Consider the following 23,866-nt stretch of genomic DNA (forward strand, 5'->3'; position numbering starts at 1 on the left):
TCGTTCGAGCCGCCCTTCCAAGCCTGTTGCGGGCCGGATCTAGAAGTCCATCCCGCCCATGCCGCCATGCGGCATCGCCGGCGCGGCCGATTCCTTCTTCGGCGCTTCGGCGACCATGGCCTCGGTCGTGATCAACAGACCGGCGACCGAAGCCGCGTCCTGCAGCGCGGTGCGCACGACCTTGGCCGGGTCGATGATGCCGGTCTTGATCATGTCGACATACTGATCGTTCTGGGCGTCGTACCCGTAGGTGTACTCGTTCTGCTCCAGGAGCTTGCCGACCACGATCGAGCCTTCCCCGCCCGCGTTGCGCACGATCTGACGGACCGGCGCTTCAAGGGCGCGGCGCACGATGTTGATGCCGGCGTTCTGATCGGCGTTTTCGCCTTTCAGGCCGTCAAGGGCCTTCGTGGCGTAGAGCAGCGCCGCGCCGCCGCCCGGCACGATGCCTTCCTCGACCGCCGCGCGGGTGGCGTTGAGCGCGTCGTCGACGCGATCCTTACGCTCTTTCACTTCCACCTCGGTGGCGCCGCCGACCTTGATGACCGCCACGCCGCCGGCGAGCTTGGCCAGCCGCTCCTGCAGCTTTTCGCGGTCGTAGTCGGACGTCGTCTCCTCGATCTGGAGACGGATCTGGTTGGCGCGGGCTTCGATGTCCTTCTTCTCGCCGGCGCCGTCGATGATGGTGGTGTCGTCCTTGTTGATGACGACCTTCTTGGCGCGGCCGAGCATGTCGAGGGTCACGTTCTCGAGCTTGATGCCGAGGTCTTCGGAGATGACCTGGCCGCCGGTGAGAACGGCGATGTCCTCGAGCATGGCCTTGCGGCGATCGCCGAAGCCGGGCGCCTTCACGGCCGCCACTTTCAGCCCGCCGCGCAGCTTGTTGACCACGAGCGTGGCGAGCGCTTCGCCTTCCACGTCCTCGGCGATGATGAGCAGCGGCTTGCCGGACTGCACCACCGCTTCGAGCAGCGGCAGCATGGCCTGCAGGCCGGAGAGCTTCTTCTCGTGCAGGAGGATGTAGGGATCCTCAAGCTCGGCCACCATCTTCTCGGCGTTGGTGATGAAGTAGGGCGAGAGATAGCCGCGGTCGAACTGCATGCCTTCGACCACTTCGAGCTCGGTCTCCAGGGACTTGGCTTCCTCGACGGTGATGACGCCTTCGTTGCCGACCTTCTCCATCGCCTTGGCGATCATCTCGCCGATTTCTTTCTCGCCGTTGGCCGAAATGGAGCCGACCTGGGCGATCTCGGCGGAGGAAGAGATCTTGGTCGCGTGCTTCTTGATGTCCTCGACGACCTTGGCGACGGCGAGGTCGACGCCGCGCTTCAGGTCCATCGGGTTCATGCCGGCCGCGACAGCCTTGGCGCCTTCGCGGACGATGGCGTGGGCGAGCACCGTGGCGGTGGTGGTGCCGTCGCCCGCCGTGTCGTTGGTCTTGGAGGCGACTTCGCGCACCATCTGCGCGCCCATGTTCTCGAACTTGTCCTCAAGCTCGATCTCCTTGGCGACGGTCACGCCGTCCTTGGTCGTGCGCGGCGCGCCGAAGGATTTTTCGATGACGACGTTGCGGCCTTTGGGGCCGAGCGTGACCTTCACCGCATTGGCGAGGATCTCGACGCCGCGAAGCATCTTCTCGCGGGCTTCGGCGTCGAATTTGAGTTCTTTGGCTGCCATGGTTTCGTTCTCCTAACGATCCTGAATCCTGCGTTCGCTGGTTATTCGACGATGCCGAGGATGTCGGACTCCTTCATGATGAGGAGCTCCTCGCCGTCGATGCGCACTTCGCTGCCGGACCATTTGCCGAACAGAACCTTGTCGCCTTTCTTGACGTCGAGCGGGACGATCTTGCCGTCCTCCCCGCGCGCGCCCGGTCCGACGGCCAGGACTTCGCCCTGCTGGGGCTTTTCCTTGGCGGTGTCGGGAATGATGATGGACCCCACCTTCTCGTCCTCCTCGATGCGGCGGACGAGAACGCGATCATGGAGCGGCCTGAAAGCCATCGAGACGTCTCCCTGCTTTCGATCTTTCATGAAAATCAACACCTTATCTCAGAAACGGCGGAATCGCCGCCTCTGTTAGCACTCGACGATGGCGAGTGCTGAAAGCGAATTAGGAACGCGCCGGCCCGCCGTCAAGAGGCGGCGCGCGCTGTCCGGCGCGTCAAAGGCGGCCGAACCGGACGGGCGCGCGGCCCGCGGTCGAAAAGCGGGCGAATTGCGGATCGAATTTCGCCGCAATTACCGTGTTTTAATGCCGGCGGACGGGCGAAATCTTCATCATTCAGGGAAAACTCTCGTCCGCGGCCCGGCGAGTCGGGCTAAATACTGTCGGCCGGCGGGCGGGCGCGCCGACGGCCAACGCACAAAGGAGCGAAACATGCGCAAAGCGATTCTCGTGGGGGCCCTGGCGATTTTCGCTATCGGCTGCACCACCAATCCCTACACCGGCGAGCGGCGCGCGAGCCGCACCGTCACGAGCGGCGCCGGCGGCGCGGCGGCGGGCGCGGCGGCCGGCGCCGTGATCGGCGCGATCGCCGGCGACGCCGGCAAGGGCGCGGCGATCGGGGCGGCCTCGGGCGCGGCGATCGGCGTCGGCATCGGCGTCTATCAGGACCGCCAGGCGGCCAAGCTGCGCGAGCGGCTCGCCGCGAGCGGGGTGTCGGTCACCCGTCAGGGCGACAACATCATCCTCAACATGCCGTCGGACATCACCTTCGACGTCAACCAGTCGGACATCCAGCCGGGCTTCTATGAGACGCTCAATTCGGTGGCGATCGTCCTCAAGGAGTTCGACAAGACGACGGTGAGCGTTTACGGCCACGCCGATTCCACCGGCTCGGAAGAGTATAATCTCCAGCTGTCGCAGCGCCGGGCGCTGTCGGTGGCGAATTATCTCGCCGCGCAAGGCGTCGCGCCGGCGCGCCTCAACGCCGTCGGCTACGGCGAGAGCCGTCCGATCGCCGACAATGCGACGCCGCAGGGCCGCGCGCTCAATCGCCGCGTCGAGATCGTCATCGATCCGATCGACAGCCAGTTTCGAAGCTAGCGGCTTCTTCGGCCGGGAAAACGCGCGCCCGTCCCGCCGCCGGCGGGGCGGGCGTCGTCGTTTCCGCGTCGTCTGCAATGGCCGAAAATTGAATTAATTGCCTGTCAACCCGCCCGTCCTAGGCTGCGTTAACCGTGCGATCGGGCGCGGCGCGCTGCGGCGCGGAAAAGAGGCGGGCGATGAATCTCAGGCAGCGGACCTCAAGATACGGCTTCGGCGTCATGTTCTCGGCGGGCGTGGCGGGGGTGGTTCTCGTCGCGGCGTGCGTGCGCGCGAATTTCCAGCCTAATCTGGAGATCGCGCTCGCGGCCGCGCTCGTCGTGACGCTGATCATGCACGCAAGGCTCGGTTTCGCCCTCAGCAAGGCGCAGCTTGAGCTCGATATGATGCGTAAACTGACGAAACGCTGCGACGAGGATCCGATCAAGGCCGCCCGCAAGATCGCGCCGGTGCTGCGTTTTGAGCCGACCAGGGAGCTTTCCGAGCCGGACGCGATCATGCTCGAGCGCGTGCGCGACGCCATCGAGAACGACCGGCTGGAGCTCTATTTGCAGCCGATCGTCAGCCTGCCGCAGCGAAAAATAAGATACTATGAAGCCTTCTCCCGCCTGCGCGGCCGAGACGGCGGCATCCTCAGGCCGACCGACTATCTCGAAGCGGCCGAGCGCGCCAACAAGATCGGCGTCATCGACAACATGATCCTTTTGCGCTGCGTTCAGGCGTTCCGCCGGCTGCGCGACCAGGACAGCCAGTTCGCCGTGTTCTGCAACCTGTCTCCTGCGACGCTGTTCGACGTCGATTTTTTCAATCACTTTACGGATTATCTCGAGATCAACGGCGATCTCGCGCCCCGGCTCATCTTCGAGTTCACCTATCCGGCCGTGCAGATGATGCACCCGCGCTTCGAGGAGAATCTGCGGGCGATCGCGCGACGCGGCTTCGCCTTCTCGGTCGACCACGTGCACACGCTCGATCTCGACTGGGAGGCGCTGCGCCGAAAGAATTTCCGTTACGCCAAGGCGCCGAGCGCGCTTCTCATGGCGGCGGACGCCGGCCAGGAGGCGGCGGCGAAGCTGCGCGCGCTGCGCAAGCGTCTCGCGGACGCCGGCATCGACCTCGTCGCCGAGAAGATCGAATACGAGAGCAGCATGCCGGAGATCCTCGCCCTCGGCATCGACTACGGGCAGGGCAATCTTTTCGGCCCGCCGCGTCCGGCCGACTATTACGTCGGCCGCCATCGGCGCGAGGACGACGCGGCGGTCGCCGCCGGTCCGGCGCCGGGGCTCGCGAAGGCGTCCTGAGCGCGCGGCTTGACCGCGTGGCCCGCCGGCCTTAACGCCAGCCGTCGTGACGGAGCCGGTTTTCATCGAGCGCCTGTCTGCGATCGCCGGTCGCTACGATGCGCTTCTGTGCGACGCCTGGGGCGTGATCCATAACGGCGTGGCGCTGTTCGACGGCGCGGCCGAGGCGCTCGCCGCGTTCAGGCGCGCGCGCGGCCCCGTCGTCATCCTCACCAACGCGCCGCGCCCGTCCTCGGCGATTCCGCCCCAGCTCGACCGGCTCGGCCTGCCGCGCGCGGCGTACGATGCGGTGGTCACGTCCGGCGACGCCACCCGCGCCCAGATCGCCGCGCGGCTTCCCGCGCCGGCCTATCGCATCGGACCGGAAAAGGACGATCCGCTCTTCGACGGCCTCGACATTCGCTTCGCGCCGCTCGACGAGGCGGCCTTCGTCATCTGCACGGGCCTGCGCGACGAGATGCGCGAAGAGCCGGAGGACTATCGCGCCCTGCTCGAAGCGGCCGCGGCGCGCCGTCTGCCGATGATCTGCGCCAATCCGGACGTGGTGGTGCGCCTCGGCGACCGCCTGATCTGGTGCGCCGGCGCGCTCGCGCGCATTTACGAAGAGCTCGGCGGCGTCGTCGAATATGGCGGCAAGCCGCATCCGCCGATCTACGGGTTGGCGTTGGGCGAGGCCGAAGCCGCGCGCGGCCGGCCGCTCGTCCGCGCGCGCGCGCTCGCCGTCGGCGACGGTCTGCATACGGACATCGCCGGCGCCAACGCGCAGGGAATGGATGCGGTCTACGTCGTCGGGCCGGGCGGGGTGCATGACGGCGGGGCCGACGCCGGGGACGTGTCGGCGATCCTGTCGAAGGCCGGCGCGCGCGCCCTCGCCGTCATGGAGCGGCTGCAATGGTGAGCGGCGCGCCGGCGCGCAGGGGAGCGCTCGCCGCGATCGGCAATTTCGACGGCGTCCATCGCGGCCATCAGTTCCTGATCGCCGAGACCGCCCGGCTCGCCGCGCGCGCGGGCGCGCCAGCGGGCGTCGTCGTGTTCGATCCGCATCCGCGCCGGTTCTTCCGGCCCGACGATCCGCCCTTTCTGCTGACCGCGCCGGAAAAGCGCGACGCGCTTCTGAAAGAAGCCGGCGCCGAGGTCGTCCATTCGGCGACGTTCGATGCGGCGCTCGCGGCCATGTCGCCGGAAGAATTCGTCCGCATCGTGCTCAAGGGCAATCTCGGCCTCGTCGGCGTGGTCGCGGGCGCGGAGTTCCGTTTCGGCAAGGGGCGCGCGGGCGACGCGCGCACGCTGCGCGACTTGTGCGCGGCGCATGGCATGACGGCCCATATCGTCGAGCCGCTCGCGCAGGAAGGCGCAGGCGAGAAGATCGGCTCGAGCGCCATCCGCGCCGCGATCGAGCGCGGCGACATGCGCGCGGCGGCCGACATGCTGGGCCGGCCCTGGTCGGTCGAAGGCGTGGTCGGCCCCGGCCAGCGGCTCGGCCGGTCGCTCGGCTTTCCGACGGCGAACTTTTCCCTGGGCGAGATCATCGCGCCGCGGCGCGGGGTCTACGCCACGCGCGCGCGCCTGGACGGGCGGACGTATGACGCCGTTTCGAATTTCGGCCGGCGGCCGACCCTCGCCGACGGCCCGCCCCTGCTCGAGACGCATCTGTTCGACTTTTCCGGCGATCTTTACGGGCGCCGGCTGGAGGTCGCGTTCGCGGACTTCATCCGCGACGAGCGCCGGTTCGACGGGCCCGACGCGCTCAAGGCCCAGATCGCGGCCGACTGCGAAGAAGCGCGCCGCCGCCTCGCGTCGCAGGCGTAAGCCGCCTTGCGCCGGCGCTGGCGGCGGAAAACGTCGGTTCCTATATTCGGTTCCTATATGATGAGCGCGCGGTTCGGTCTTGCAGGCCGGCCCTCGGAAGCGACAAGGGGAGAGCGGGCCATGACGGGCGCGGTCAAATCGATGCTGACCCTGCTGAATCGCCCCGAAGACATGGGCGCGATTCTCGACTGGGCCAAGCGGCTGGCGACGGATTTCGAGGCCGTCGCGGATGCGGTTTTCCTGAAATACGATCTGTCTGCGGATTCGGCGATCCTCGCCGACGGCTTCGGCTTCTATGCGAGCGACGCGGCGGCGCGCGAGATCGAGGAAGCCTCGGCGCAGGCCGAGAAAGTCGCGCGCGAGGCCTTCGCGCGCGCCGCAGACGAAGCGCCGCGTCTGTTCGGCGACCTGCACGTCATCCCGGACGGCCTGCGCGGCGGGCTCGCCCGCTTCACGCGCCATTACGATCTGGCGGTCGCGCATCTGCCGGAAGGCGCGACCCTGATCGCGGGGGAAACGCTGCTTGCGGAGCTTCTCCTGCAGGGCGGGTCGCCGGTCTTCGTCGCGCCGCGCGGCGCGCCGGGGACGGCGCCGCTCGACAAGGCGCTCGTGGCGTGGGATGCGAGCCTTGAAGCCTCGCGCGCCCTGCGCGCTGCGCTGGGGCTCGTGAAACGCTGCCGCAGCGTGCGGCTGTGCAGCATCGCAGAAAAAGGGGCGCGCGCGATCGATCCCGACAGCGCCGCGCGCTATCTGCGGCGCCACGGGATCGAGGCTGAGACGGCCGTCCTGCCGCCTGGCGACCGCGGCGCCGGCGCGGCGATTCTCGAAGAAGCCGAGCGCGCCGGCGCCGACTTCATCGTCATGGGCGCGTTCCGCCATTCGCCGTGGCGCGAGCAGCTGTTCGGCGGCGCCACCCATGTCGTGCTCCGCGGGGCCAAGAAACCGCTCCTGATGGCGCATTGACGCGGCGGACGCGCCCCGCGGCTTGGTTAGCGAAAAGTCAAGCATTCCCGGCTTATACCTAACGACGCGCGCATGGCGCCCGCCGGCGCCGAGGGCGGGCGCGCGGGAAGAAGACAGCATATGACAGAGCAGGCCTCGCTTCACGAATTCGCGGCGGAAGTTCTCGCCGATCTGCAACGCATGTCAGTGGCCCCGCTGCCGGAATGCTACGAGATCTGGTTTCTCCACAAGCAGAACCAGAATCCGTATCTGTCCCAGGAAATCGAAGACAGGATAAGCCGGAATCTCGACATCACGACGGACTTTCTTTCGAGCCTCTATTACAAATATTGCGGCTTCGATCATGTCCGCGCCGCCTTCGACCGCCATTACGAAGGCGTGCTGGTGGAGGTCGAAGGCCTGCAGGGGGTGGCGAAAGGGTTAAGCGACAACGCGAACAAGTTCGGATCGAACATCCGCACGATCTCGAAGGACGTTCAGGGCGTTACGCTGGGGCAGGCCGAGCTCAAGCATTTCGTCAATCTTCTCGTCGAGACGGCCGCGAACGCCGCCCGTCGGAACTCCGAGCTCGAGGAACAGCTCGACGCGGCTGCGAAGAAGATCGGCGCGCTCAAGGAGTCGATCAAGGAGATCGAACAGGATGCGCATACGGATTTTCTTACCAAGCTTTGCAATCGCCGCGCCTTCGACAAGGCGATCCGCGAGGCGATTGCGACGGCGGAGAAAGACGGCGCGTCCCTGTCGCTGATCGTGTGCGACGTCGATCATTTCAAGAATTTCAACGACAGCTGGGGCCATCACATCGGCGACCAGGTGCTGAAATACGTCGCTTCCGTGCTCAAGAAGAACACGAAAGGACAGGATACGGTGTCGCGCTACGGCGGGGAGGAGTTCGCCATCGCGTTGCCCAATACGAGTCTCGTCAACGCGACCGGTCTCGCCGAGCATATTCGCGCGGCGATCTGCCGGCGCAGGCTGGTCAGCAAGACCACGAACGAAGATCTCGGCGTCATCACCATGTCGTTTGGCGTCGCCGAGCACCGCCCCGGCGGGACGGCCGAACGGCTTTTCCGCGACGCGGACGCCGCCCTCTACGAGGCGAAGAAATCGGGGCGCAACAAGGTGGCCGCGTTCGAACGGACCTTGCGGCGCATCGCCTGACGGAATCGCAAAAGCAGGCGGTCAGCGCCGCGCGAGTTCTTCGCGCCATTCCTCTTCCCTGTCGTTGACGCGCTTGCGTCGGCGGGCCGCGGCTTCGTCGCGCAAGGTCCGCCACATGATCTCCTCGCGCAGGCTCGCCTTGAGCCGGTTCGCCTGCTCGGCGAGCGCGGGTTCGAGCGCGGCCGCCTCGGCGCGCTTCTGCGCCGCGCGCCGTTCGAGCAAAGCGCGATAGCGCGCCGCGATCAGAAGCGCGCCCGCCTCCTCGGGCGCAGGCTCGACCTGCGGCGCGCGCCGCGCCTCCGTCTCGAACGCGTCGGCGGCGGCGAGAAGCGCGCGCGCGCGCCGGCGCAGGCCCGCCAGGCGCGCCTGCTCCAGGCGCGTGCGCGCCTCGATCACGCGCAAGGTCTTCACGATGGTTTCGTTCTTCATGGCGTGCGCCCGTCTTTCGCCTTGCGCTGGACTTCGTCCGCATAGTGAATGGCGGCGGCGACGGCGGCGTAATGCTCGCGCCTGATCTCCTCGCCGATGTCGACAAGGGCGTAGATGGAGCGCGCCGTCGGCGGGTCGCGCCGGATCGGGACGCCGGCTTTGACGGCGATCTCGCGGATGCGCGCGGCGATCTCGTCGACGCCTTTCGCCACGCAGACCGGCGCGCCGCCCTTCTCGCGCTCCCATTTCAGGGCGACCGCGTAATGGGCGGGGTTGACGATGACGACGCTCGCTTCCGGCACGTCGGCGAGCATCCGGTTGCGCGCAAGCGCGTTCGCGCGCTCGCGCCGGGCAGCCTTCAGGGTCGGATCGCCCTCGGTCTCCTTCGATTCTTCCTTCAGCTCCTGATGCGACATCATCAGCTTCTTGCGGTGCTGATAGATGCGCCAGGGCAGGTCGAGCGCGGCGATGACGACCGCGGCGGCTGTCACGAGCCCGAGAAAGAACGTCGCTTCGCGCAGGACGATGTCTCCGAAAGCCTGCGCCGGCAGGGCCGACAGCGACGGCAGCTCCATGAACCGGTCCTTGAGGCCGAACAGAAGGATCGCGGTGATGGCGGCGAGCTTGGCGAAGCTCTTGAAGAACTCGAACAGGCCCTGGGGCCCGTATTTCTGCTTTGCGTTGTCGATGATGGACAGGCGCGACAGCTTCGGCTTGATCTTCGAAGGCGCGAAGACGACGGCGCGCTGAGCGAGGATGGATGCGAGGGCGGCGAGCGCCAGCGCGCCGAAAAGCGGCGCCAGCGCCAGGGCGAGTTCGACGACCAGCCGTTCGGCGAAACCGCTGGGCGCGGGCGACGTCAGCGCGGCGCCGACGTCGGCCGGATGGCGGAAGAACGCGAGCAGAATCTCGCTGGTCTTCGCCGCGCTCCAGCCGCCGGCGAGGAGCAGCGCGAAATAGAAGCTCGCATAGGTCGCCGCCGCGGTCGCCTCCGACGAGTAGGGAACTTCGCCCTGCTCGCGCGACTTCTGCAGCTTTCGCTGGGTCGGCTGATGCGTCTTTTCGCCGGCGCCGTTCTTGTCGCTCTCGCTCATGGCGCGCTCCCGAGCACGGCGGCGAAAGCGAGGTCGACCATCCCGAGCCAGACGATGAGAAGGCCCGGCGCGGCGAGCGCCAGAAGGACGAGGCCCGCGAACGTGATCGCCGGCGCGCCGACGAAGGCGACCATGAGCTGCGGCATCGCCCGGTTCGCCGCGCCGATGGCGAGATTGTAGATGAAGCCGAGAATCACGAAAGGCAGGGCGAGAGCGAGCGCCGCAGAGAAGGCGTAGGCGGCCCGTTCCGCCGCCCAGGCGCCGGCTTCATCCGCGCCCGGAAAGACGCCGAACGGCATGATCTCGTAAGAGGCGGCGAGCGCGGCGACGGCCTTGAAATGCAGGCCCGCGGCGAGGGCGAGCGTGACGCCCGCCATCAGAAACAGGGTCGCGATCGGCGGCTCCGGCGCGGCGTTGAGCCCGCCGCCGAAGATCTGCGACAGCGACAGGTGCTGCGCCGCGATGTGGCCGGCGATCTCCAGCGCGAAGGCGGCGATGCGGATAGCGAAGCCGATCGTGGCGCCGGCGAAGGCTTCGGCGGCGAGCGTCGCGAGGAGCGCCGAAGGCGCGCCCGGCGCCGCGGGCCCGGCCGCGAGCGCCATCGGGGTCAGCGCGAGCGCGACGGCGAGCGCGCCGGCGAGCCTGACGCGGACGGGAATGGCGTGCTCGCCCATGCCGGGCAGCAGGAAGACCAGCGCAGAGATGCGCGCGAACACCCCGGCCGCGACCGCGACGGGCCCGGCGCCGACGGCGGCGAGAGGTTCGAGCGCGGCGAGCAGGTCCATGCCGGCGCTTCCCTATGCGACGCCGAGAATGGCGGGTTTCTCCGTCGGGTCGATCTCGTCATAGGAGATGACCGCGTTGCGCACGCCCTTCGCGCTCAGGACCGCGCTGAGGAACCGGCGCCGCCGCGCGGTGGTCACGATCGCCGGGAACACGCCGCGCGCGACGGCCGCGGCGATCTTCTCGCGCACCGCGCTCGCAAGACGGTTGAAGTCCGCCGGCGACAGCGCGACGTCGGCCGCCCCGTTGTCCCGCTCGATCTCGTGCTCCTTGAACAAGGTCTCCCATTCCGGGGAAAGCTGGATGAGCGGCAGGCGGCCCTCCGCGTCGCGCAGCTTCGAGACGAACTGAAAACCGATCCGCTGACGGACATATTCGGCGATCTGCTCCGGCGAGCTCATCGCCGAGCGCGCTTCGGAGATCGCTTCGAGAATGACGGGCAGATTGCGGATCGACACCCGCTCCTGCAACAGCAGCCGCAGCACCGCCTGGATGAGATCGTGCGGGGTCTTGTCGGTGATGAATTCGTCGAGGATCTTGCGGTTGGCGGCGGCGCGCTCCGGGTCGGAGGTCGAGACGAACTCGTCGAGAATGCGCCGCAGCGCGCGGCGCGTCATCAGCCGGCCGAGATTGGCCTTGATGACTTCGAGAAGATGCGTCGCGGCGACCTCGGCCGGCTCGATGATCGGCAGGCCGAGCATCGCCGCGTCCTCCTGCCGGTCGGCCGGTATCCACTTCGCCGGCGCGCCGTAAACAGGCTCCTTGACGTCGAGCCCCTTGATCGGCAGCGGCGCGTCCTCGCGGGTGAGCACCAGCACGCCGCCGGGATCGAGAATGCTGCGCGCGACTTCGACGCCGTGAATGCGGATGGCGTACTCGTTGTTCCTGAACGTCGCGTTGTCGGTGAGCCGGATCGCCGGCACGATGAAGCCGAACTCCGCGGCGACATATTTGCGGATCTTGGCGATGCGCGATTCGAGTCCGGTCTCCGACTCCATGGCGATATGGATGAGATTGGGCGCGAACTCGACATGGATCTCGTCGAGATCGAGAACATCGCCGAGCGAAGGCTGGGCGGGGCGTTGGTCTTCGACCTCTGCGGGGAGGCCTTCCGCGCTTCGCTTTTGCGCGTAGCGACGGCCGAAATAGGCGAGGCCCGCGAGCGCGAGCGCGCCGGCCATGAAGGGCGCGAAGGGAAGGCCCGGAAACAGCGCGAATACGGCGAGAATGATCGACACCGTGATGAGCGCGCCGGGATGCTCTCCAAGCTGATGAAACAGCGCTTTGTCCGCCGGTCCCTGCACGCCGCCCTTCGACAGCAGAAGCGCGGCGGCGATGGAGATGATGACCGCCGGAATCTGCGAAACGAGGCCGTCGCCCACGGTGAGGATGGAATAGGTCTCGATCGCCTCCGAAAAGGAAAGGCCGTGCGCGCCGATGCCGACCGCGAGGCCGACGACGATGTTCAGGAGCGTGATGAGCAGTCCGGCGACGGCGTCGCCCTTGACGAATTTCGACGCGCCGTCGAGCGAGCCGAAAAAGGTCGTCTCTTCCTGTTCGAGCTTGCGGCGGGCCTTCGCTTCTTCGTGAGTGATGGCGCCGGCGGCCACGTCGGAGTCGATGGCGAGCTGCTTGCCCGGCATCCCGTCGAGGGCGAAGCGCGCGCCGACCTCGGCCATGCGCCCGGCGCCCTTGGTGATGACGAGGAAGTTCACGATGAGCAGCACCGTGAACACGACGAGCCCCAGAAAGACGCTCCCGCCCATGATGAACATGGCGAAGCCGTGAATGACTCCGCCCGCCGCATCGGGGCCGGTATGACCCTGACCGATGATGAGCTTGGTCGAAGAGACGTTGAGCGACAGCCGCAGCAGCAGCGAAGCGAGCAGCACCGTCGGAAAGGACGAGAAATCCAGCGGGCGCTCGATGAACAGCGTGATCGTGAAAATCAGGATGGCGAAGGCGAAAGAGGCGGTGAGCCCGATGTCGAGCACCCAGGCCGGCGCCGGCAGCACCATCATCACGATCACCGCCATGAGCGCGATCGCGAGAAAGACCGTCGGCTGATAGAGCGATTTTATGCTCAGAGCGGGCATGACGTCGAACGGACGAAGGTTGCTGCGAAGGGTCGGGATTGAGCGTTACGCGCCGGCGATGAGGGGCAGGATCCGGTTGTCGAAGAGGGCGAGCAGAAGCCGCGCGGCGAAGCTCGAACACAACAGGAAAGCGATCAGCATGGCGATCAGCTTGGGCACGAAGGTGAGGGTGAGCTCCTGCACGGAGGTCAGCGCCTGAAGAAGGCCGACGATGACGCCGACGACGAGCGCGGTGAGCAGAAGCGGCGAGGCGATCCACACCCCGGCCCACAGCGACGCGCGCAACGCATCGAGGATTTGCGCTTCATTCATAAGATGGCCCTCCCGCCGTCAGACCGGCATCCGCATGAGTTCCTGATAGGCTTCGATGACCTGGTTGCGCAGCGTGACCGCCGTCTCGACGGCGAGCTCGGCGGCGGCGAGCGCTTCGACCACGGAGTGGGGGTCGGCCTTGCCCGCCATGAAATCGGCGGCGACGGCTTCGCTTTTCGCCACGGTCTCGGCGAAATCCTTGACGAGCTCGGCCGGCTTGAAGCCGCCGTCGCCCGCCGTCGAGCCGGCCTGCGCGCCCGCTTTCAGGCCGGCGCCGGCCTTGTTCTGCGCGCCGCCCAGAAGCTCCCTGGCCGCGCCGTAGGTTCTTGCTGCGTTGAAGGCGTTGACGTCCATGGCTTGCAACCTCAGCGTTTCAGCAGATCGAGAAGGCTCGAATACATCTCGCGGGCCTGCCGGAAGGCGGCGAGATTGGCCTCATAGGAGCGGCTCGCCTCGCGCGCGTCGGCCATCTCGACCATCAGATTGACGTTGGAGAGCGCGACATAGCCGTTTTCATCCGCAAGCGGATGAGCAGGGTCGTATTTCTCTTCCAGGGGAGAGCCGTCGAGCTCGATGCGATCGACCGTCACGCGTTCGGCCCCGGCTTTCGCGTCGAACACGTTGTCGAAGGCGAGCGTTTTGCGGTGATAGCCGGGCGTGTCGGCGTTGGCGATGTTCTCGCTGACGATGCGGATGCGGAAGCCTTGCGCGTGAAGGCCGCTCGCCGCCGCGCTCATCGATTCGAAGAGAGGGTTCATCGTTCAGCCTCCTCAAACCTGTCGGCGCAGGCTCGCGCGCAGAATGTCGACGGTCTTCTTGTAGATGGCCGTCGCCGCGTCATGGGCGCCCTTCGCTTCGGCCGCGCGCAGCATCTGGTCTTCGAGCGATACGTTGTTTCCGTTCGGCGATTCGAGGCCCGGCGCGCTGATCTTGACGACGCGCCAGTCGATCCGGTCGGCGGCGCCGTCAAGCCGCGCCCGGCGGGCGTAGGCTTCGCCGAAGGCTTCGAGATCCTTCGCGCGGTAGCCGGCCGTGTCGGCGTTGGCGATGTTCTCGGCGATGAGCCCGTGACGCTGGGCGGCGTGACGCGCCATCGCCGACGCGACATTGAGAATTTTCAGATCGTCGAGCATATCGCGACATCCTGTTAAGGATTACATTTTATGAAAATTATGAGCGAATGCTGAATATTGGCTTAACCATGATGAAACCGGCGATGCTTCTCGAAGAAACGGCGCGCGGCGCGGCGGCGGCGATCACGCCGGCGAAAATCTGGGGCCGGGTGGCGGCCGTCGACGGCGGCGCGCTGCGCGTGGCCGGGCTCGAGGGGCGCGCGCGCGTCGGCGACGCCGTCGAAATCGGCGGCGTCCTCGCCGGCGAGGTGATCGCGATCGACGGGCAAAGCGTCGTGGTCATGCCGAGCATGCCCGTGCACGGAATAGCGGCGGGCGCGCGCGCCTACATCCGGCCGGACGAAGGAGCGTGGCCGTGCGAGGCCTGGCTCGGGCGCGTGCTCGACGCGTTCGGGCGCGCCTTCGACGGAACGCCGGCGCCGCGGGGAGCTTCGCCGCGCCCGCTCGCCCCGCCCGCCCTGCCGGTGAGCGCGCGGCGCAGCCTCGGGCCGCGGCTCAATACGGGTCTTGCGGCTTTCGATACGTTTCTGCCGCTCTGCCGGGGCCAGCGCATCGGCCTGTTCGCGGGCTCGGGCGTCGGCAAGTCGACTCTGCTCGCCGACCTCGCCCGCGGGGTCGAAGCAGACGTCGCCGTGCTCGCGCTCATCGGCGAGCGCTCGCGCGAAGTGCGCGAGTTCGTCGAGGAGACGCTGGGGCCCGAAGGGCGCAAGCGCGCCGTCGTCATCGTGTCGACCTGCGACGATCCGGCGCCGGTGAAGCGCCGCGCGGCGCTGCTCGCCATGACGGCGGCGGAATATTTCCGCGACCAGGGCAGGCATGTGCTCTTCGTCTTCGATTCGGTGACGCGCTTCGCCGAGGCGTACCGGGAGATCGGCCTCACGGCGGGGGAGACGCCGTCCCTGCGCGCCTATCCGCCTTCGACCTTCCGCACGGTCGCCGCGCTCGCCGAGCGCGCCGGACCCGGCGCGGGGACGGCGGGCGACATCACCGCGATCTTCAGCGTGCTCGTCGCCGGCTCCGACATGGACGAACCCATCGCCGACATGATGCGCGGCATTCTCGACGGGCATGTTGTGCTTGAGCGCGCCATCGCCGAGCGCGGGCGTTTTCCCGCCATCGACATCCGCCGCAGCGTGTCGCGCTCGTTGCCCAGGGCCGCGAGCGAGGAGGAGAACCGTCTGCTGGCGGAAGGTCGTGCGCTCATCGCCGCCTATGAGGAAGCCGCGGCGATGATCCAGACGGGGCTCTATGCGAAAGGCGGCGATCCGGTGATCGACCGAGCCATCGACGTCTGGCCGGCGCTCGACGCCTTCGTCGCCGGCAAGTCGGGAGGCTGCGAAGAGGCTTTCGCGCGGCTTTCCTCGATCCTGTCGGCGAGCCGATCCGCAGACTGACGGATCAGGCCTGCGACAGAAGCAGGTTCGCCCCGCCGACGCCGCCAAGGCCGTTGTTCTGCAGCAGCGTCAGCGCCACGCCGGCCGGCGTCGTCAGCGACGGGCCGGCCTCGATCTGGCGAAACAGGAAGAAGCGCTGGATGACCTTCTCCAGGGTCTCCGGCTCGGCCAGGGCGGCGACGGATTTTTCTCCAAAGAGCTGGCGCGCGCGGTTCTGGAAGAGCTCGACCTGCTTGTCGAGATCGATCTGCGAGACGCCTTTCGGCATGGCGAGGGCCGTCTCCAGAAAGCGCCGCACGGGCAGCCGGCCGAGCGCCTGCAGCCACATGACGCGATCGTTCTTGCCCCCGGCTGCGATCTCGGCGATCTCGCGCTTGAAGGTCAGCGCGAGCCGGAAATCCGGATCGGCCTCGCCGACCGCGCGCTCGAACTCCTGCGTCTTGTAGCGGGCGATGACGTCCTCGACGAAGGTCGGCAGCTGCACCTGCACCGCGCCGACCCCGTCGCCATAGGCGAAAGCCTTCGCCAGCGAGCGATAGCGGTTGTCGGAGAGACGGTTGACCAGCGAGCGGGAATCCTCCGTGCTGCTTTCGAGGACTTTCCGGATGAAGGCCCGCTTGTCGATCTCCTCGCCGAGGCCGAAGGCGCCGAGCGCGACGGTCAGCAGCCGCCGGTCCTGCACCAGCGCCTCGGCGGTGAGCGCCTTGCCGATATTCTCGCGGAAATATTCGATGTTGCGCTGGATCTGGGGCGTGCGTTCGAGCGCGGACTGCTGGCGCGGCGCCGTCTTCTCAAGGACGCGAAAGCCGGCGTAGCCGCCGATTCCGACGACCGGAAGGAACGTCATCATCCCGCCTTTTCGAGCGGCGCCTTGGCCGGCGCGGCGAGCGACAGAAGCGCGTTCTCATGCGGCATCACGCGGGCCAGGCGGCGCATGACGTGATAGAATTTCCCCTCCCGCGCATGGGCGAGCGCCGCGTCGAGATCCTCGCGGCAGATGTGTTCGCCGAAGGCTTGCTGCAGCGCTTCGATCCCGCGGACGAGCTCGGTCTTGGCCTGTTCGGCGTCGGCTTCGCCGGCGACGGCGAGCTGGGCGGCGTAATAGAGCCGCTTGGCCGGCGTCGTCGCTTCCTCCGGATGCAGCGCGTCGCGCAGGCGAAGAATGTGCGCGTCCTGCGTGCACACGCGCAGCCGCGCCCGGCGGTCGCCGTTCTCGATCACGACGCCGTTCACGAGAAACTTCTCGTGCGGGCGCAGTCGCAGAACGAGGCCGCCGCCGTTCATCACGCGATCTCCGCGACATTCGTCTGGCCCTTGAGGCCGCGCATGATCGAGGTGTTGATGTCGATCAGGATCTGCGCGTCGGCGTCGCCGCGCATGACCTTGCGCGTGTGCTCGCGGGTGAATTCGAAAAGGTAGAAGATCTTGGAGCGCAGCTCCGCCGGAAGACCGTTGCCTTCGCGGGAGACGTCGCTCGCCAGCGCCGTCCATAAAGCGAGGTTTTCATGAAGCGCCCCGACGAGGCGGGGAAAGTCGGCGCCGTCGGCCGGCTTGATGTCGGCCGTTTCCGAAAGGGCGCGCGTGATCCGTGCAAAGACCTTGTACTCGACCTCCCGCGGCGCGCCGATGGAGCGGGTCGCCTGGACGTATGCGTTCTGCGCGAGCGCGTATTCGTTCATAATCCTGCGTCTTTCATTCGCCCGAGCTCCCCCGACCAAGGAAAACGGGCTGGAGGAGCCGCGCCCCTCCAGCCCGCGCCGTCATTAACGGAACAGCGACAGGATCGTCTGCGGCGTCTGGTTGGCGATCGCCAGCGCCTGAATGCCGAGCTGCTGCTGAACCTGAAGGGACTGCAGGCGCGCCGACGCTTCCTCGATGTCGGCGTCGGTGAGCGCGCTGATGCCCGACTTGAGGTTGTCGACCAGAGCGGTGACGAACTCCTCCTGGATTTCGATGCGCTTCTGGGCCGAACCGAAGGCCGCCGCCGCATCGATGCCGGTCTGAATGAGCGCTTCGATGTCGGTCAGGGCCTGCTCGGCGCCCGCCGACGTGGTCACGTCGAAGGTCAGAAGCGTTCCCAGATCGCCGCCAGCCGTGCCGCCGCTATTGTTCGCTTGGGCAAAGGTCAAATTGCTGGCGTCGCCCGGAGCATAGTTAATTGTAAGAACCGAGTCGGTCGAAGTGGGATCAGAAACGTTCGAGGCGGTGACGGTCACGTTGGCGATGCCAGCCGCATCGATGCGTTCTTTAAGTTCCCGTACAACGTCGTTCAGCGTGTCGCCGTTACGAGCGACATAGTCGTAGTCAGTACCGCCCAGCGTGATGCGGAAGCTCTCGCCTTCCGAAATTTCCGTCGCCGTATATGTAATCGTGGCCGTCTCACCATCGTCGATCTGGGTACCCACAGCCAAGCCCGTGACTGTGGTCGTCACGTTCCCAGCGCCGGCGCCGAAGGTCTGCTGGGCGACCTCGAGATTGTTGCGCGCGATCGTGATGTTCGACGCCGTCACCGTGCCGTCTGCGGCGCGGTCGAGCGAGGAGAGAATGTCGACCGAGCCGCCGCCCCTCAGCAGGTTGAGGCCGCTGAACTGCGCGGCGTTCACGATCGAGGTGATCTGATCGCGAAGCTGCGCGATGTCGGTCTGGATCTTGGACCGGTCGATGTTCTCTTCCTGCGCGGCGACGACCAGGTTCTTGATGTCCTGCAGAAGGCTGGTGACGTTCTCCGCCGCGGCGCGGGCGACGCCGACCGTCGACAGGCCGAGATTGAGCGAGCTCGAGATCGCCTCGAAGCTGTCGGCGTCGGACTGGATGACCGTCGAGACGGCGTAGATGGCCGCGTTGTCCTTGGCGTTGGCGACCGACTTGCCGGTCGAGATCTCCTGCTGCACCTGCGCGAGATTGCGGTTGATGCTGCGCAGGGTCGCGAGGGCGACGGTCGCGCTTTCGTTGTTGAGAATGCTAACCATGTGCTTCGTCCTGTTCCCTTTGGCGCGTTTTTTCACGCCGTGATTACGCGCCGGCCGGGCTTCGCCCGTCACGCCGGATCTGAGGGTCCTTCTGACCGGGTGGAACGCGTTCTGACGATTCCACGGTCTTCGATCCTGAAGCTGGGATGATGCTTATCCGCGCGAATATAAATTTCGGTTAATTTGATGCGAGCGGCGCAAGAGCGCTCAGGCGAGTTTCTGACGGGTAACGCCGGCGCCGGGCGCGAGCAGCTTCTCGCCGGTTTCTCCGTAGACGCCCACATTGCGCTGGCGGCTGAGGATTTCATTGATCCGCCGGCGCGCTCCGGCGACGCCGGCTTTCGCGGCGTCGATGACCGCTTCGTTTTCCTTCGCCAGTGCGGCGAGCGCGGCGATCTGCTTGCGCCATGCCGGCGCCTGCGCGGCGATGCGCGGCTCGAGCAGCATCCGGTCGAGCTCTTCGGCGAGCGATTCCTTGCGCGCCGCGACCGGGCCGAGCGCGTCGTAGCGGCCTTCGAGGATGATCCGCTTTTCCTCCGCGAGCGCGCCGCGCAGCGCTTCGATGACGTCCTTGAGCGTCCTATCGGTCTGCATGGCCGGCGTCCTTGTCGCGCAATTGCTCGTAGATTTTCTCGGCGAGGCCGAAGCCGCCCTGCTCGACGATTTCCGCGGCGTATTGCTCGACGAGCAGGCCGGAGAAGGCTTCGCCGCCGAACCCGCCATTGGCGCCCAGCGATTTGGCCAGTCCGCTATGGGTCAGCATCTGCGCCAGGAACGCCGCCTCGAACGCCCTGGCGCTTTCGCGCAGCGCCGCCTCGCGCGCAGCCGGATCGGCCGCATGCGGAGCGGGCGGGGCGGAAGGGACGATGCCGGCGGCGAGAACTTCTTTCATCGTCATGCGCTCCTCTTCAGGGCGCGGCTTCAAAGGCTCGGTAACCTTTTTGTCGGATAACCATGCCCATGAAAATTTTAAGAAAGGATTGTGCGCATGGACGCGCTTGCCGCTCTCGGCCTCGTCGCGCCTAAGCCGCCGCTGCGGGAAGGCGAAACGCCTGAAGGAACTGCTCCCGCCGGCGGCGAGGGCGGGCCTTTCGCGCAGGCCTTCGGTCTCGGCGCGCCCCCGCCGCGCGCGGAGATGGCGGCGAACGCCGACGGCCGAGGCGCCCCCGCGCCGCGCCTGCTTCGCATCGCGCAGGCCGCGCGCGATATCGCCGCCGAAAGCGCCGACGTCATCGTCAACGCCGACGGGTCTCTGGCGCTTGTCGAGGCGCCTTCCGACGACGGCGCGTTCTCTCCCGAAGCGCCGGAGATCGATTCGCAAACCGATGAAGCGATTGCCCCGGCGACGCAAGAAGCGATTCCTGTACAGATTACAATCGATGGCGGCGAAGGCGAGTCCGCGCCGGTCCAGTCTCCGCAAGAAGCCTCGCCGACCCGCGGCGCCGATCGCTCCGGGTTCGGCGAAGACGGCGCGGCGCCGATCGAAGGTCCGCTCGCCGCGAATCCGCGCCGCGAGCCGAGAGAGACCGTCGCGCGCGCCGCGCCGGTCGATCCTGTTCGCGCCGGAGAGCGTGCCGCCGCGCCCGCCGCCGTCGCCGTCGAGAACGCGGCCCGCGCCGGAGAGAGTTCTCCGGCGCCCGTGGCTTCGCCCGCGCCCCTTGCGGCCGGTTCGGCGCCGCAAGACGCGCCGGCGCAGATCGCCGCCGCCCCCGCGCCGGGCGATCGCGCCGCGCCCGGCGCGCCGCTCGCCGCTTCGGCGGAAATCGCGCCGAGCGAGGCGCGCCCGGTCGAGACGCCGGGCCCGCGCGCAGGCGCCGATGCGGCGCGGCTCCTGGCCGAGGGACGCGCCCGGCTTTCCCTGATCGACCGGCAGGCGGGTCAGCCATTCGCGCACGGACTTGAAGCGCTCGCCGCGCGCGAGAGCGCGCCCGCGCCCTTCGCCGCGGCCGGCGACGTCATCCATCTTCAGGCGGGCGAGGGGGCGCCGGTCGAGACCGCGGCGCGGTCCGAAGCGGCCCGCGCCCAGGCCGGCGCCGACGCGGCCCGGCAGGTGATCGCCTCGATCCGGGCCGAGAAAGGCGCGAGCAGCATCGACGTGCAGCTCGACCCGCCCGATCTCGGCAAGGTGCGCATCCACTTCGCCATCGACCGGAACGATTCGGTGCTGGCGACGGTTTCGTCCGATCGCGGCGACACGCTCGATCTTTTGCGCCGCCATGCGAACGATCTCCTGCGCGGGCTGGAGGATGCAGGCTTCGCTGGCGTGCAGCTTGAATTCGCCGCACACGAACGAAACGAGCGCGCGCCGGGCGCCGGCGCGCAGGAGGGCGCCGGCTTCGACGCCGCCGAGGACGAAAAGATTGCGCCGCGCCAGGTGACCTATCTCTCCCTGCGCGAGAACAACCGCCTCGACAGGCTGGTCTAGAGCGAGGAACGGATCATGACAGGCATCGACACCGCAACCGCCGCCGGCCTTTCGGGACAGACCGCCGCGCCGCGCGCGGCGAAAAGCGCAGCGACCGCCGCCTCCGACTTCCAGAGCTTTCTGAAGCTCCTGACGGCGCAGCTCCGCAATCAGGACCCTCTCAGCCCGCTCGACTCCACGCAGTTCGTCGAACAGCTCGCGAGCTTTTCGAGCGTCGAACAGCAGATCGAGACGAACCGCCTGCTCGAAGAGCTCGCCGGTTCGTTCAGGAGCGCCGGGCTCGAAACCGTCACGCCGTGGATCGGCAAGACCGCGACGGTCGAGGCGACGGGCGTCGCCTTCACGGGCGCGCCGCTGACGCTCGCCTTTCCCGACAGCGCTTATGGCGCGCCGAGCGAGATCGTCGTGCGCGATGCGAACGGAAACGCCGTCTATCGCGGTTCGGTTCCCGCGGGCGCGACGGAGTTCGTCTGGAACGGCGAGACGATCGCCGGTCCGCCGGCGGCGTCGGGCAAATACGCCTTCGTCGCGAATTACTCGGACGGCGAAAAAACGATCGCCTCGGCGCCGCTTCTGTTCAGCGCGCCGGTGGTGGAGGCGCGGCTCGTCGACGGCGCGCCGCGGCTGGTGCTCGACGGCGGCGCGATCGTCGATCCGGCGGCGGTGATCTCGGTGCGCGACGGCGCGGCGGAATAGGGCGCCAAGCGTTCCCGGCCTGTCGCCGATCGCTCCTTCCCGATCGCCGAGGCTCGAATTCATCCGCCTTTATGAGGAATTCAGCCTCAGGAAAAACAACAGCTTAGCCGAAAAACGGGGATAGTTATCCCCGCCTGTCCGTCCGGCCTCATACTGGGCGCATGACTGCGGACGCATCTGTCTTTTCGCCCCGGAACGCGCGGGAAGAGACGCGCAGAGAGAAACGCGCGGAACGGGCTGGCCAGCGCCGGCGCGCGCGGACGGCTTTCCCGTTTCTCCTTCCGCGCTTGCCGGAGGCGCCGGCGCGCGCACCCATTCAGGGCGGTATCGTGCGAAACGCCGAAAGGCGTTTCGTTCGAAATCGGGCTGGGGCCCGCGCGGGCGCTGAATCAGCGCGACTCTTGGGTTCTCCGTTTCGTGCGAAATGCGCGCGCCTGCCCGGCGCGTCAGACGTCCTGCCGGGCGACGTTCAAAATCAGGACGTTCTGCGCGTCCTCGCCGATCACGCTGCGCGCGGCGCGCAGAAGCTCGTTGCGCACGAGCTCCATATTGGCGCGTTCGAGAATATGCTCGTCGAACGCGCCGCTGTTCGACAGCTGCAAAAGCGAGGCGAGCAGCGCGTCGCGCAGTTTCGGCTCCTGCGAATAGACGGACTCGGTGACGGCCGGCGGCACCTCGATGTTGATGTCCATCAGCACCAGCGCGCGCACGCCTCCGTCGCCGATGACGGGCACCACGAACTGGCGGCTGAACTTCATGAAGCCGTAGGCGGCGTCCGCGTCTGCTTCGCCGTGGCCGCCGCCATGGCCGCCCGCCTTCTTGTCGCCGGCGCGCTTGCCTTCGGCTTTCTTGTCCGCCTTTTTCGGCGCGGCTTCGGCTTTCTTATGCTCGACAGGCCCATGACTGGCCGCGGCGGCCTTCGCCTCGTCCCGGGCGCGCGCCGGCTCGGCCGCCGGCGCCGTCGCGGACTTGAGCCACAGCCCGCCCGCCGCGCCGCCGACGACGGCGAGAAGCTGCAGGGCGTAGGGAAGATATTTCAACATGGCGACGGCCTAGAACGGCAGCAGCGCGTCGAGGACCTGCTGGCCGTAACGCGGGTCCTGAACGTCGGTGATCGAACCGCGCCCCCCGTAAAGGATGCGCGCGTCGGCGATCTTCTCATGGGTGATGGTGTTGCGCCGGGAGATGTCTTCAGGCCGGATGATGCCCGCCACCTGCAGGTCGCGCAGCTCGCTGTTGACTCGCACTTCCTGATTGCCGGCGATGACGAGGTGCCCATTAGGAAGTACACGGACGACTGTGGCGGCGACCTGAAGGGTGAGCTTTTCCTGTCGGCGGATCTGGCCGTCGCCGTTGGCTTCCGACTCCGAGGAGATGTCCACGGACGGGTCGAGACTCGCCCCGCCGGGCAGCACCCGCTGGGCCAGAGTCTCCAGGCCGAAGAAATTCGGCACGGAAAGGCCTTCGCGCGCGTCGCGCGAGCGATCGGTCTGGTTGCGCATCTCGGCGCGCTCGTCGAGCTCGATGACCACCGTCACGATGTCGCCGAGGTCGCGCGCGCGACGGTCGCCGAAGAGCGAGGCCGGCCCGTCGCGCCACAGCGAGCCGGCCGCGCCTTCTTCCTCCGGCGCGGGCGGCGTAGCGCGCGCGAGCGCAAGCCGTTCCGGCGAGGCCGGCGGCAGCGGGTGACGCGGCGCGCCGGGCCCGCTCATCGCCGGCCCGCGGCCGAAATCGTCGAGCCGGCTCGCGCATCCCTGCGCGGCGAACGCGGCGGCGGCGGTCGCGATCAGCAGAAGCTTCCGGGTCATTGCAAGGTCCTCACGGCGTTGGGGCCGACGACGACGGCGGTGACGACCCGTTTCGAGGAGAGGTTCATCACGCGGATGCGCTGTCCCTCGCCGCCCTGTTCGAGCGCGCGGCCTTCGGCGGCGATGGCGAGCGGGCCTTTCACGAACTCCATCGCGACGATGGCGTTGCGTTCGACCAGCGTCGGCGTGCGCAGCGCGTCGCCGGCGAGCGGCTGCCCCTTATAGATCGAGCGCGCCGCTTCGAGGCCCACGAGCTTCGCAGCCCGGCGCAGGGCGTCGACGGTCTGCGGCGTTTCGATGTCGGCGGCGGCGATGATCTCGCCGGCGCGGATGTAGCGCGCCGCCACGGGCTCTTCCGCGGCGGCGGGCGCGTAGCCCGACGACAGGATCGCCGCGGCGATGACGCCGGAAAATCTTGATGCGGAGAAACGGTCGTTGCGCATGG

28 protein-coding genes are annotated in these 23,866 nt (G+C 67.7%); 9 read left to right on the forward strand and 19 right to left on the reverse strand.

The window, feature by feature from the left end:
• Positions 1-39: 39 nt before the first annotated feature.
• Both groL and CHB64_RS04055 read right to left on the reverse strand, forming a co-directional pair.
• Entirely contained in the window at positions 40-1,677 is a 1,638-nt protein-coding gene (groL, locus tag CHB64_RS04050) for a chaperonin GroEL (protein WP_089411271.1), read from the reverse strand.
• A gap of 41 nt (positions 1,678-1,718) precedes the next feature.
• Positions 1,719-2,003 (reverse strand): co-chaperone GroES, encoded by a 285-nt coding sequence (locus CHB64_RS04055; protein WP_089411272.1) that lies wholly within the window; start codon positions 2,001-2,003, stop codon positions 1,719-1,721.
• A 376-nt stretch (positions 2,004-2,379) separates the two neighbouring features.
• On the opposite strand from CHB64_RS04055, the gene CHB64_RS04060 reads away from it, so the two are divergent.
• From CHB64_RS04060 to CHB64_RS04085, 6 genes are all read left to right on the forward strand, one after another.
• Positions 2,380-3,048 carry an OmpA family protein gene (locus CHB64_RS04060; protein ID WP_089411470.1) on the forward strand — a complete coding sequence of 223 codons (669 nt, stop codon included), beginning with the start codon at positions 2,380-2,382 and terminating at the stop codon, positions 3,046-3,048.
• A 179-nt stretch (positions 3,049-3,227) separates the two neighbouring features.
• Entirely contained in the window at positions 3,228-4,349 is a 1,122-nt protein-coding gene (locus CHB64_RS04065) for an EAL domain-containing protein (protein ID WP_089411273.1), read from the forward strand.
• 46 nt (positions 4,350-4,395) lie between these two features.
• Complete coding sequence (locus CHB64_RS04070; RefSeq protein WP_089411274.1) at positions 4,396-5,247, forward strand: TIGR01459 family HAD-type hydrolase; 852 nt, start codon at positions 4,396-4,398, stop codon at positions 5,245-5,247.
• The gene (locus CHB64_RS04075) at positions 5,241-6,158 is read left to right on the forward strand and encodes a bifunctional riboflavin kinase/FAD synthetase (protein ID WP_089411275.1); all 918 of its coding nucleotides are present in this window, start codon (positions 5,241-5,243) and stop codon (positions 6,156-6,158) included. Before CHB64_RS04070 ends, CHB64_RS04075 begins: the two co-directional genes overlap by 7 nt.
• Before the next feature lie 120 nt (positions 6,159-6,278).
• Positions 6,279-7,121, forward strand: coding sequence for a universal stress protein (locus CHB64_RS04080; RefSeq protein ID WP_143265933.1), 843 nt, complete (start codon positions 6,279-6,281; stop codon positions 7,119-7,121).
• Positions 7,122-7,241: 120 nt separating this feature from the next.
• Complete coding sequence (locus tag CHB64_RS04085; protein WP_159462410.1) at positions 7,242-8,282, forward strand: GGDEF domain-containing protein; 1,041 nt, start codon at positions 7,242-7,244, stop codon at positions 8,280-8,282.
• Positions 8,283-8,303: 21 nt separating this feature from the next.
• Here CHB64_RS04085 and CHB64_RS04090 read toward each other — a convergent pair whose 3' ends face one another.
• From CHB64_RS04090 to CHB64_RS04125, 8 genes are read right to left on the reverse strand one after another with little or no spacing between them, the layout of a single operon-like run.
• Positions 8,304-8,711: a hypothetical protein gene (locus CHB64_RS04090; protein WP_089411278.1), complete on the reverse strand. Its 408-nt coding sequence runs from the start codon at positions 8,709-8,711 to the stop codon at positions 8,304-8,306.
• Positions 8,708-9,805 (reverse strand): EscU/YscU/HrcU family type III secretion system export apparatus switch protein, encoded by a 1,098-nt coding sequence (locus CHB64_RS04095; RefSeq protein WP_089411279.1) that lies wholly within the window; start codon positions 9,803-9,805, stop codon positions 8,708-8,710. The genes CHB64_RS04090 and CHB64_RS04095 overlap by 4 nt, the downstream gene beginning before the upstream one ends.
• Complete coding sequence (locus CHB64_RS04100; protein ID WP_089411280.1) at positions 9,802-10,590, reverse strand: flagellar biosynthetic protein FliR; 789 nt, start codon at positions 10,588-10,590, stop codon at positions 9,802-9,804. Before CHB64_RS04100 ends, CHB64_RS04095 begins: the two co-directional genes overlap by 4 nt.
• A 12-nt stretch (positions 10,591-10,602) precedes the next feature.
• Positions 10,603-12,684 carry a flagellar biosynthesis protein FlhA gene (gene flhA / locus CHB64_RS04105; protein ID WP_089411281.1) on the reverse strand — a complete coding sequence of 694 codons (2,082 nt, stop codon included), beginning with the start codon at positions 12,682-12,684 and terminating at the stop codon, positions 10,603-10,605.
• 45 nt (positions 12,685-12,729) lie between these two features.
• Entirely contained in the window at positions 12,730-12,996 is a 267-nt protein-coding gene (locus CHB64_RS04110) for a flagellar biosynthetic protein FliQ (RefSeq protein WP_089411282.1), read from the reverse strand.
• Between the two features lie 18 nt (positions 12,997-13,014).
• Positions 13,015-13,350 carry a flagellar hook-basal body complex protein FliE gene (locus tag CHB64_RS04115; protein ID WP_089411283.1) on the reverse strand — a complete coding sequence of 112 codons (336 nt, stop codon included), beginning with the start codon at positions 13,348-13,350 and terminating at the stop codon, positions 13,015-13,017.
• Positions 13,351-13,361: 11 nt separating this feature from the next.
• Positions 13,362-13,754: a flagellar basal body rod protein FlgC gene (gene flgC / locus CHB64_RS04120; RefSeq protein WP_089411284.1), complete on the reverse strand. Its 393-nt coding sequence runs from the start codon at positions 13,752-13,754 to the stop codon at positions 13,362-13,364.
• Between the two features lie 12 nt (positions 13,755-13,766).
• Positions 13,767-14,129: a FlgB family protein gene (locus CHB64_RS04125; RefSeq protein ID WP_089411285.1), complete on the reverse strand. Its 363-nt coding sequence runs from the start codon at positions 14,127-14,129 to the stop codon at positions 13,767-13,769.
• A gap of 83 nt (positions 14,130-14,212) precedes the next feature.
• On the opposite strand from CHB64_RS04125, the gene CHB64_RS04130 reads away from it, so the two are divergent.
• Positions 14,213-15,523: a FliI/YscN family ATPase gene (locus CHB64_RS04130; protein ID WP_089411471.1), complete on the forward strand. Its 1,311-nt coding sequence runs from the start codon at positions 14,213-14,215 to the stop codon at positions 15,521-15,523.
• Between the two features lie 4 nt (positions 15,524-15,527).
• On the opposite strand, the gene CHB64_RS04135 is transcribed toward CHB64_RS04130, so the two are convergent.
• From CHB64_RS04135 to CHB64_RS15035, 6 genes are all read right to left on the reverse strand, one after another.
• Positions 15,528-16,373, reverse strand: a complete 846-nt coding sequence (locus CHB64_RS04135) for a DUF1217 domain-containing protein (protein ID WP_089411286.1) — start codon at positions 16,371-16,373, stop codon at positions 15,528-15,530.
• Complete coding sequence (locus CHB64_RS04140) at positions 16,370-16,807, reverse strand: flagellar biosynthesis repressor FlbT (protein WP_089411287.1); 438 nt, start codon at positions 16,805-16,807, stop codon at positions 16,370-16,372. The genes CHB64_RS04135 and CHB64_RS04140 overlap by 4 nt, the downstream gene beginning before the upstream one ends.
• Positions 16,807-17,202, reverse strand: a complete 396-nt coding sequence (gene flaF / locus CHB64_RS04145; protein ID WP_089411288.1) for a flagellar biosynthesis regulator FlaF — start codon at positions 17,200-17,202, stop codon at positions 16,807-16,809. Before flaF ends, CHB64_RS04140 begins: the two co-directional genes overlap by 1 nt.
• Before the next feature lie 84 nt (positions 17,203-17,286).
• On the reverse strand, positions 17,287-18,492 hold the full coding sequence (locus tag CHB64_RS04150) for a flagellin (protein WP_089411289.1): 1,206 nt from the start codon (positions 18,490-18,492) through the stop codon (positions 17,287-17,289).
• 207 nt (positions 18,493-18,699) lie between these two features.
• Positions 18,700-19,086 carry a hypothetical protein gene (locus tag CHB64_RS04155; protein ID WP_089411290.1) on the reverse strand — a complete coding sequence of 129 codons (387 nt, stop codon included), beginning with the start codon at positions 19,084-19,086 and terminating at the stop codon, positions 18,700-18,702.
• Complete coding sequence (locus tag CHB64_RS15035; RefSeq protein WP_143265934.1) at positions 19,073-19,390, reverse strand: rod-binding protein; 318 nt, start codon at positions 19,388-19,390, stop codon at positions 19,073-19,075. Before CHB64_RS15035 ends, CHB64_RS04155 begins: the two co-directional genes overlap by 14 nt.
• A gap of 90 nt (positions 19,391-19,480) precedes the next feature.
• Between CHB64_RS15035 and fliK the strand changes: the two genes are divergently transcribed.
• Together fliK and CHB64_RS04170 are read left to right on the forward strand one after the other, a co-directional pair.
• Entirely contained in the window at positions 19,481-20,917 is a 1,437-nt protein-coding gene (gene fliK / locus CHB64_RS04165; protein WP_089411291.1) for a flagellar hook-length control protein FliK, read from the forward strand.
• A 15-nt stretch (positions 20,918-20,932) separates the two neighbouring features.
• Positions 20,933-21,613, forward strand: coding sequence for a flagellar hook assembly protein FlgD (locus CHB64_RS04170; protein WP_089411292.1), 681 nt, complete (start codon positions 20,933-20,935; stop codon positions 21,611-21,613).
• A gap of 446 nt (positions 21,614-22,059) precedes the next feature.
• Here CHB64_RS04170 and CHB64_RS04175 read toward each other — a convergent pair whose 3' ends face one another.
• From CHB64_RS04175 to flgA, 3 genes are read right to left on the reverse strand one after another with little or no spacing between them, the layout of a single operon-like run.
• Positions 22,060-22,656 carry a hypothetical protein gene (locus CHB64_RS04175; protein ID WP_089411293.1) on the reverse strand — a complete coding sequence of 199 codons (597 nt, stop codon included), beginning with the start codon at positions 22,654-22,656 and terminating at the stop codon, positions 22,060-22,062.
• A 9-nt stretch (positions 22,657-22,665) separates the two neighbouring features.
• Positions 22,666-23,421: a flagellar basal body L-ring protein FlgH gene (gene flgH / locus CHB64_RS04180; protein WP_089411294.1), complete on the reverse strand. Its 756-nt coding sequence runs from the start codon at positions 23,419-23,421 to the stop codon at positions 22,666-22,668.
• Complete coding sequence (gene flgA / locus CHB64_RS04185) at positions 23,418-23,864, reverse strand: flagellar basal body P-ring formation chaperone FlgA (RefSeq protein ID WP_143265935.1); 447 nt, start codon at positions 23,862-23,864, stop codon at positions 23,418-23,420. Before flgA ends, flgH begins: the two co-directional genes overlap by 4 nt.
• Between the last annotated feature and the right edge of the window lie 2 nt (positions 23,865-23,866).

This window comes from Amphiplicatus metriothermophilus, from assembly GCF_900199215.1.
Classification (GTDB): Bacteria; Pseudomonadota; Alphaproteobacteria; order Caulobacterales; family Parvularculaceae; genus Amphiplicatus; species Amphiplicatus metriothermophilus.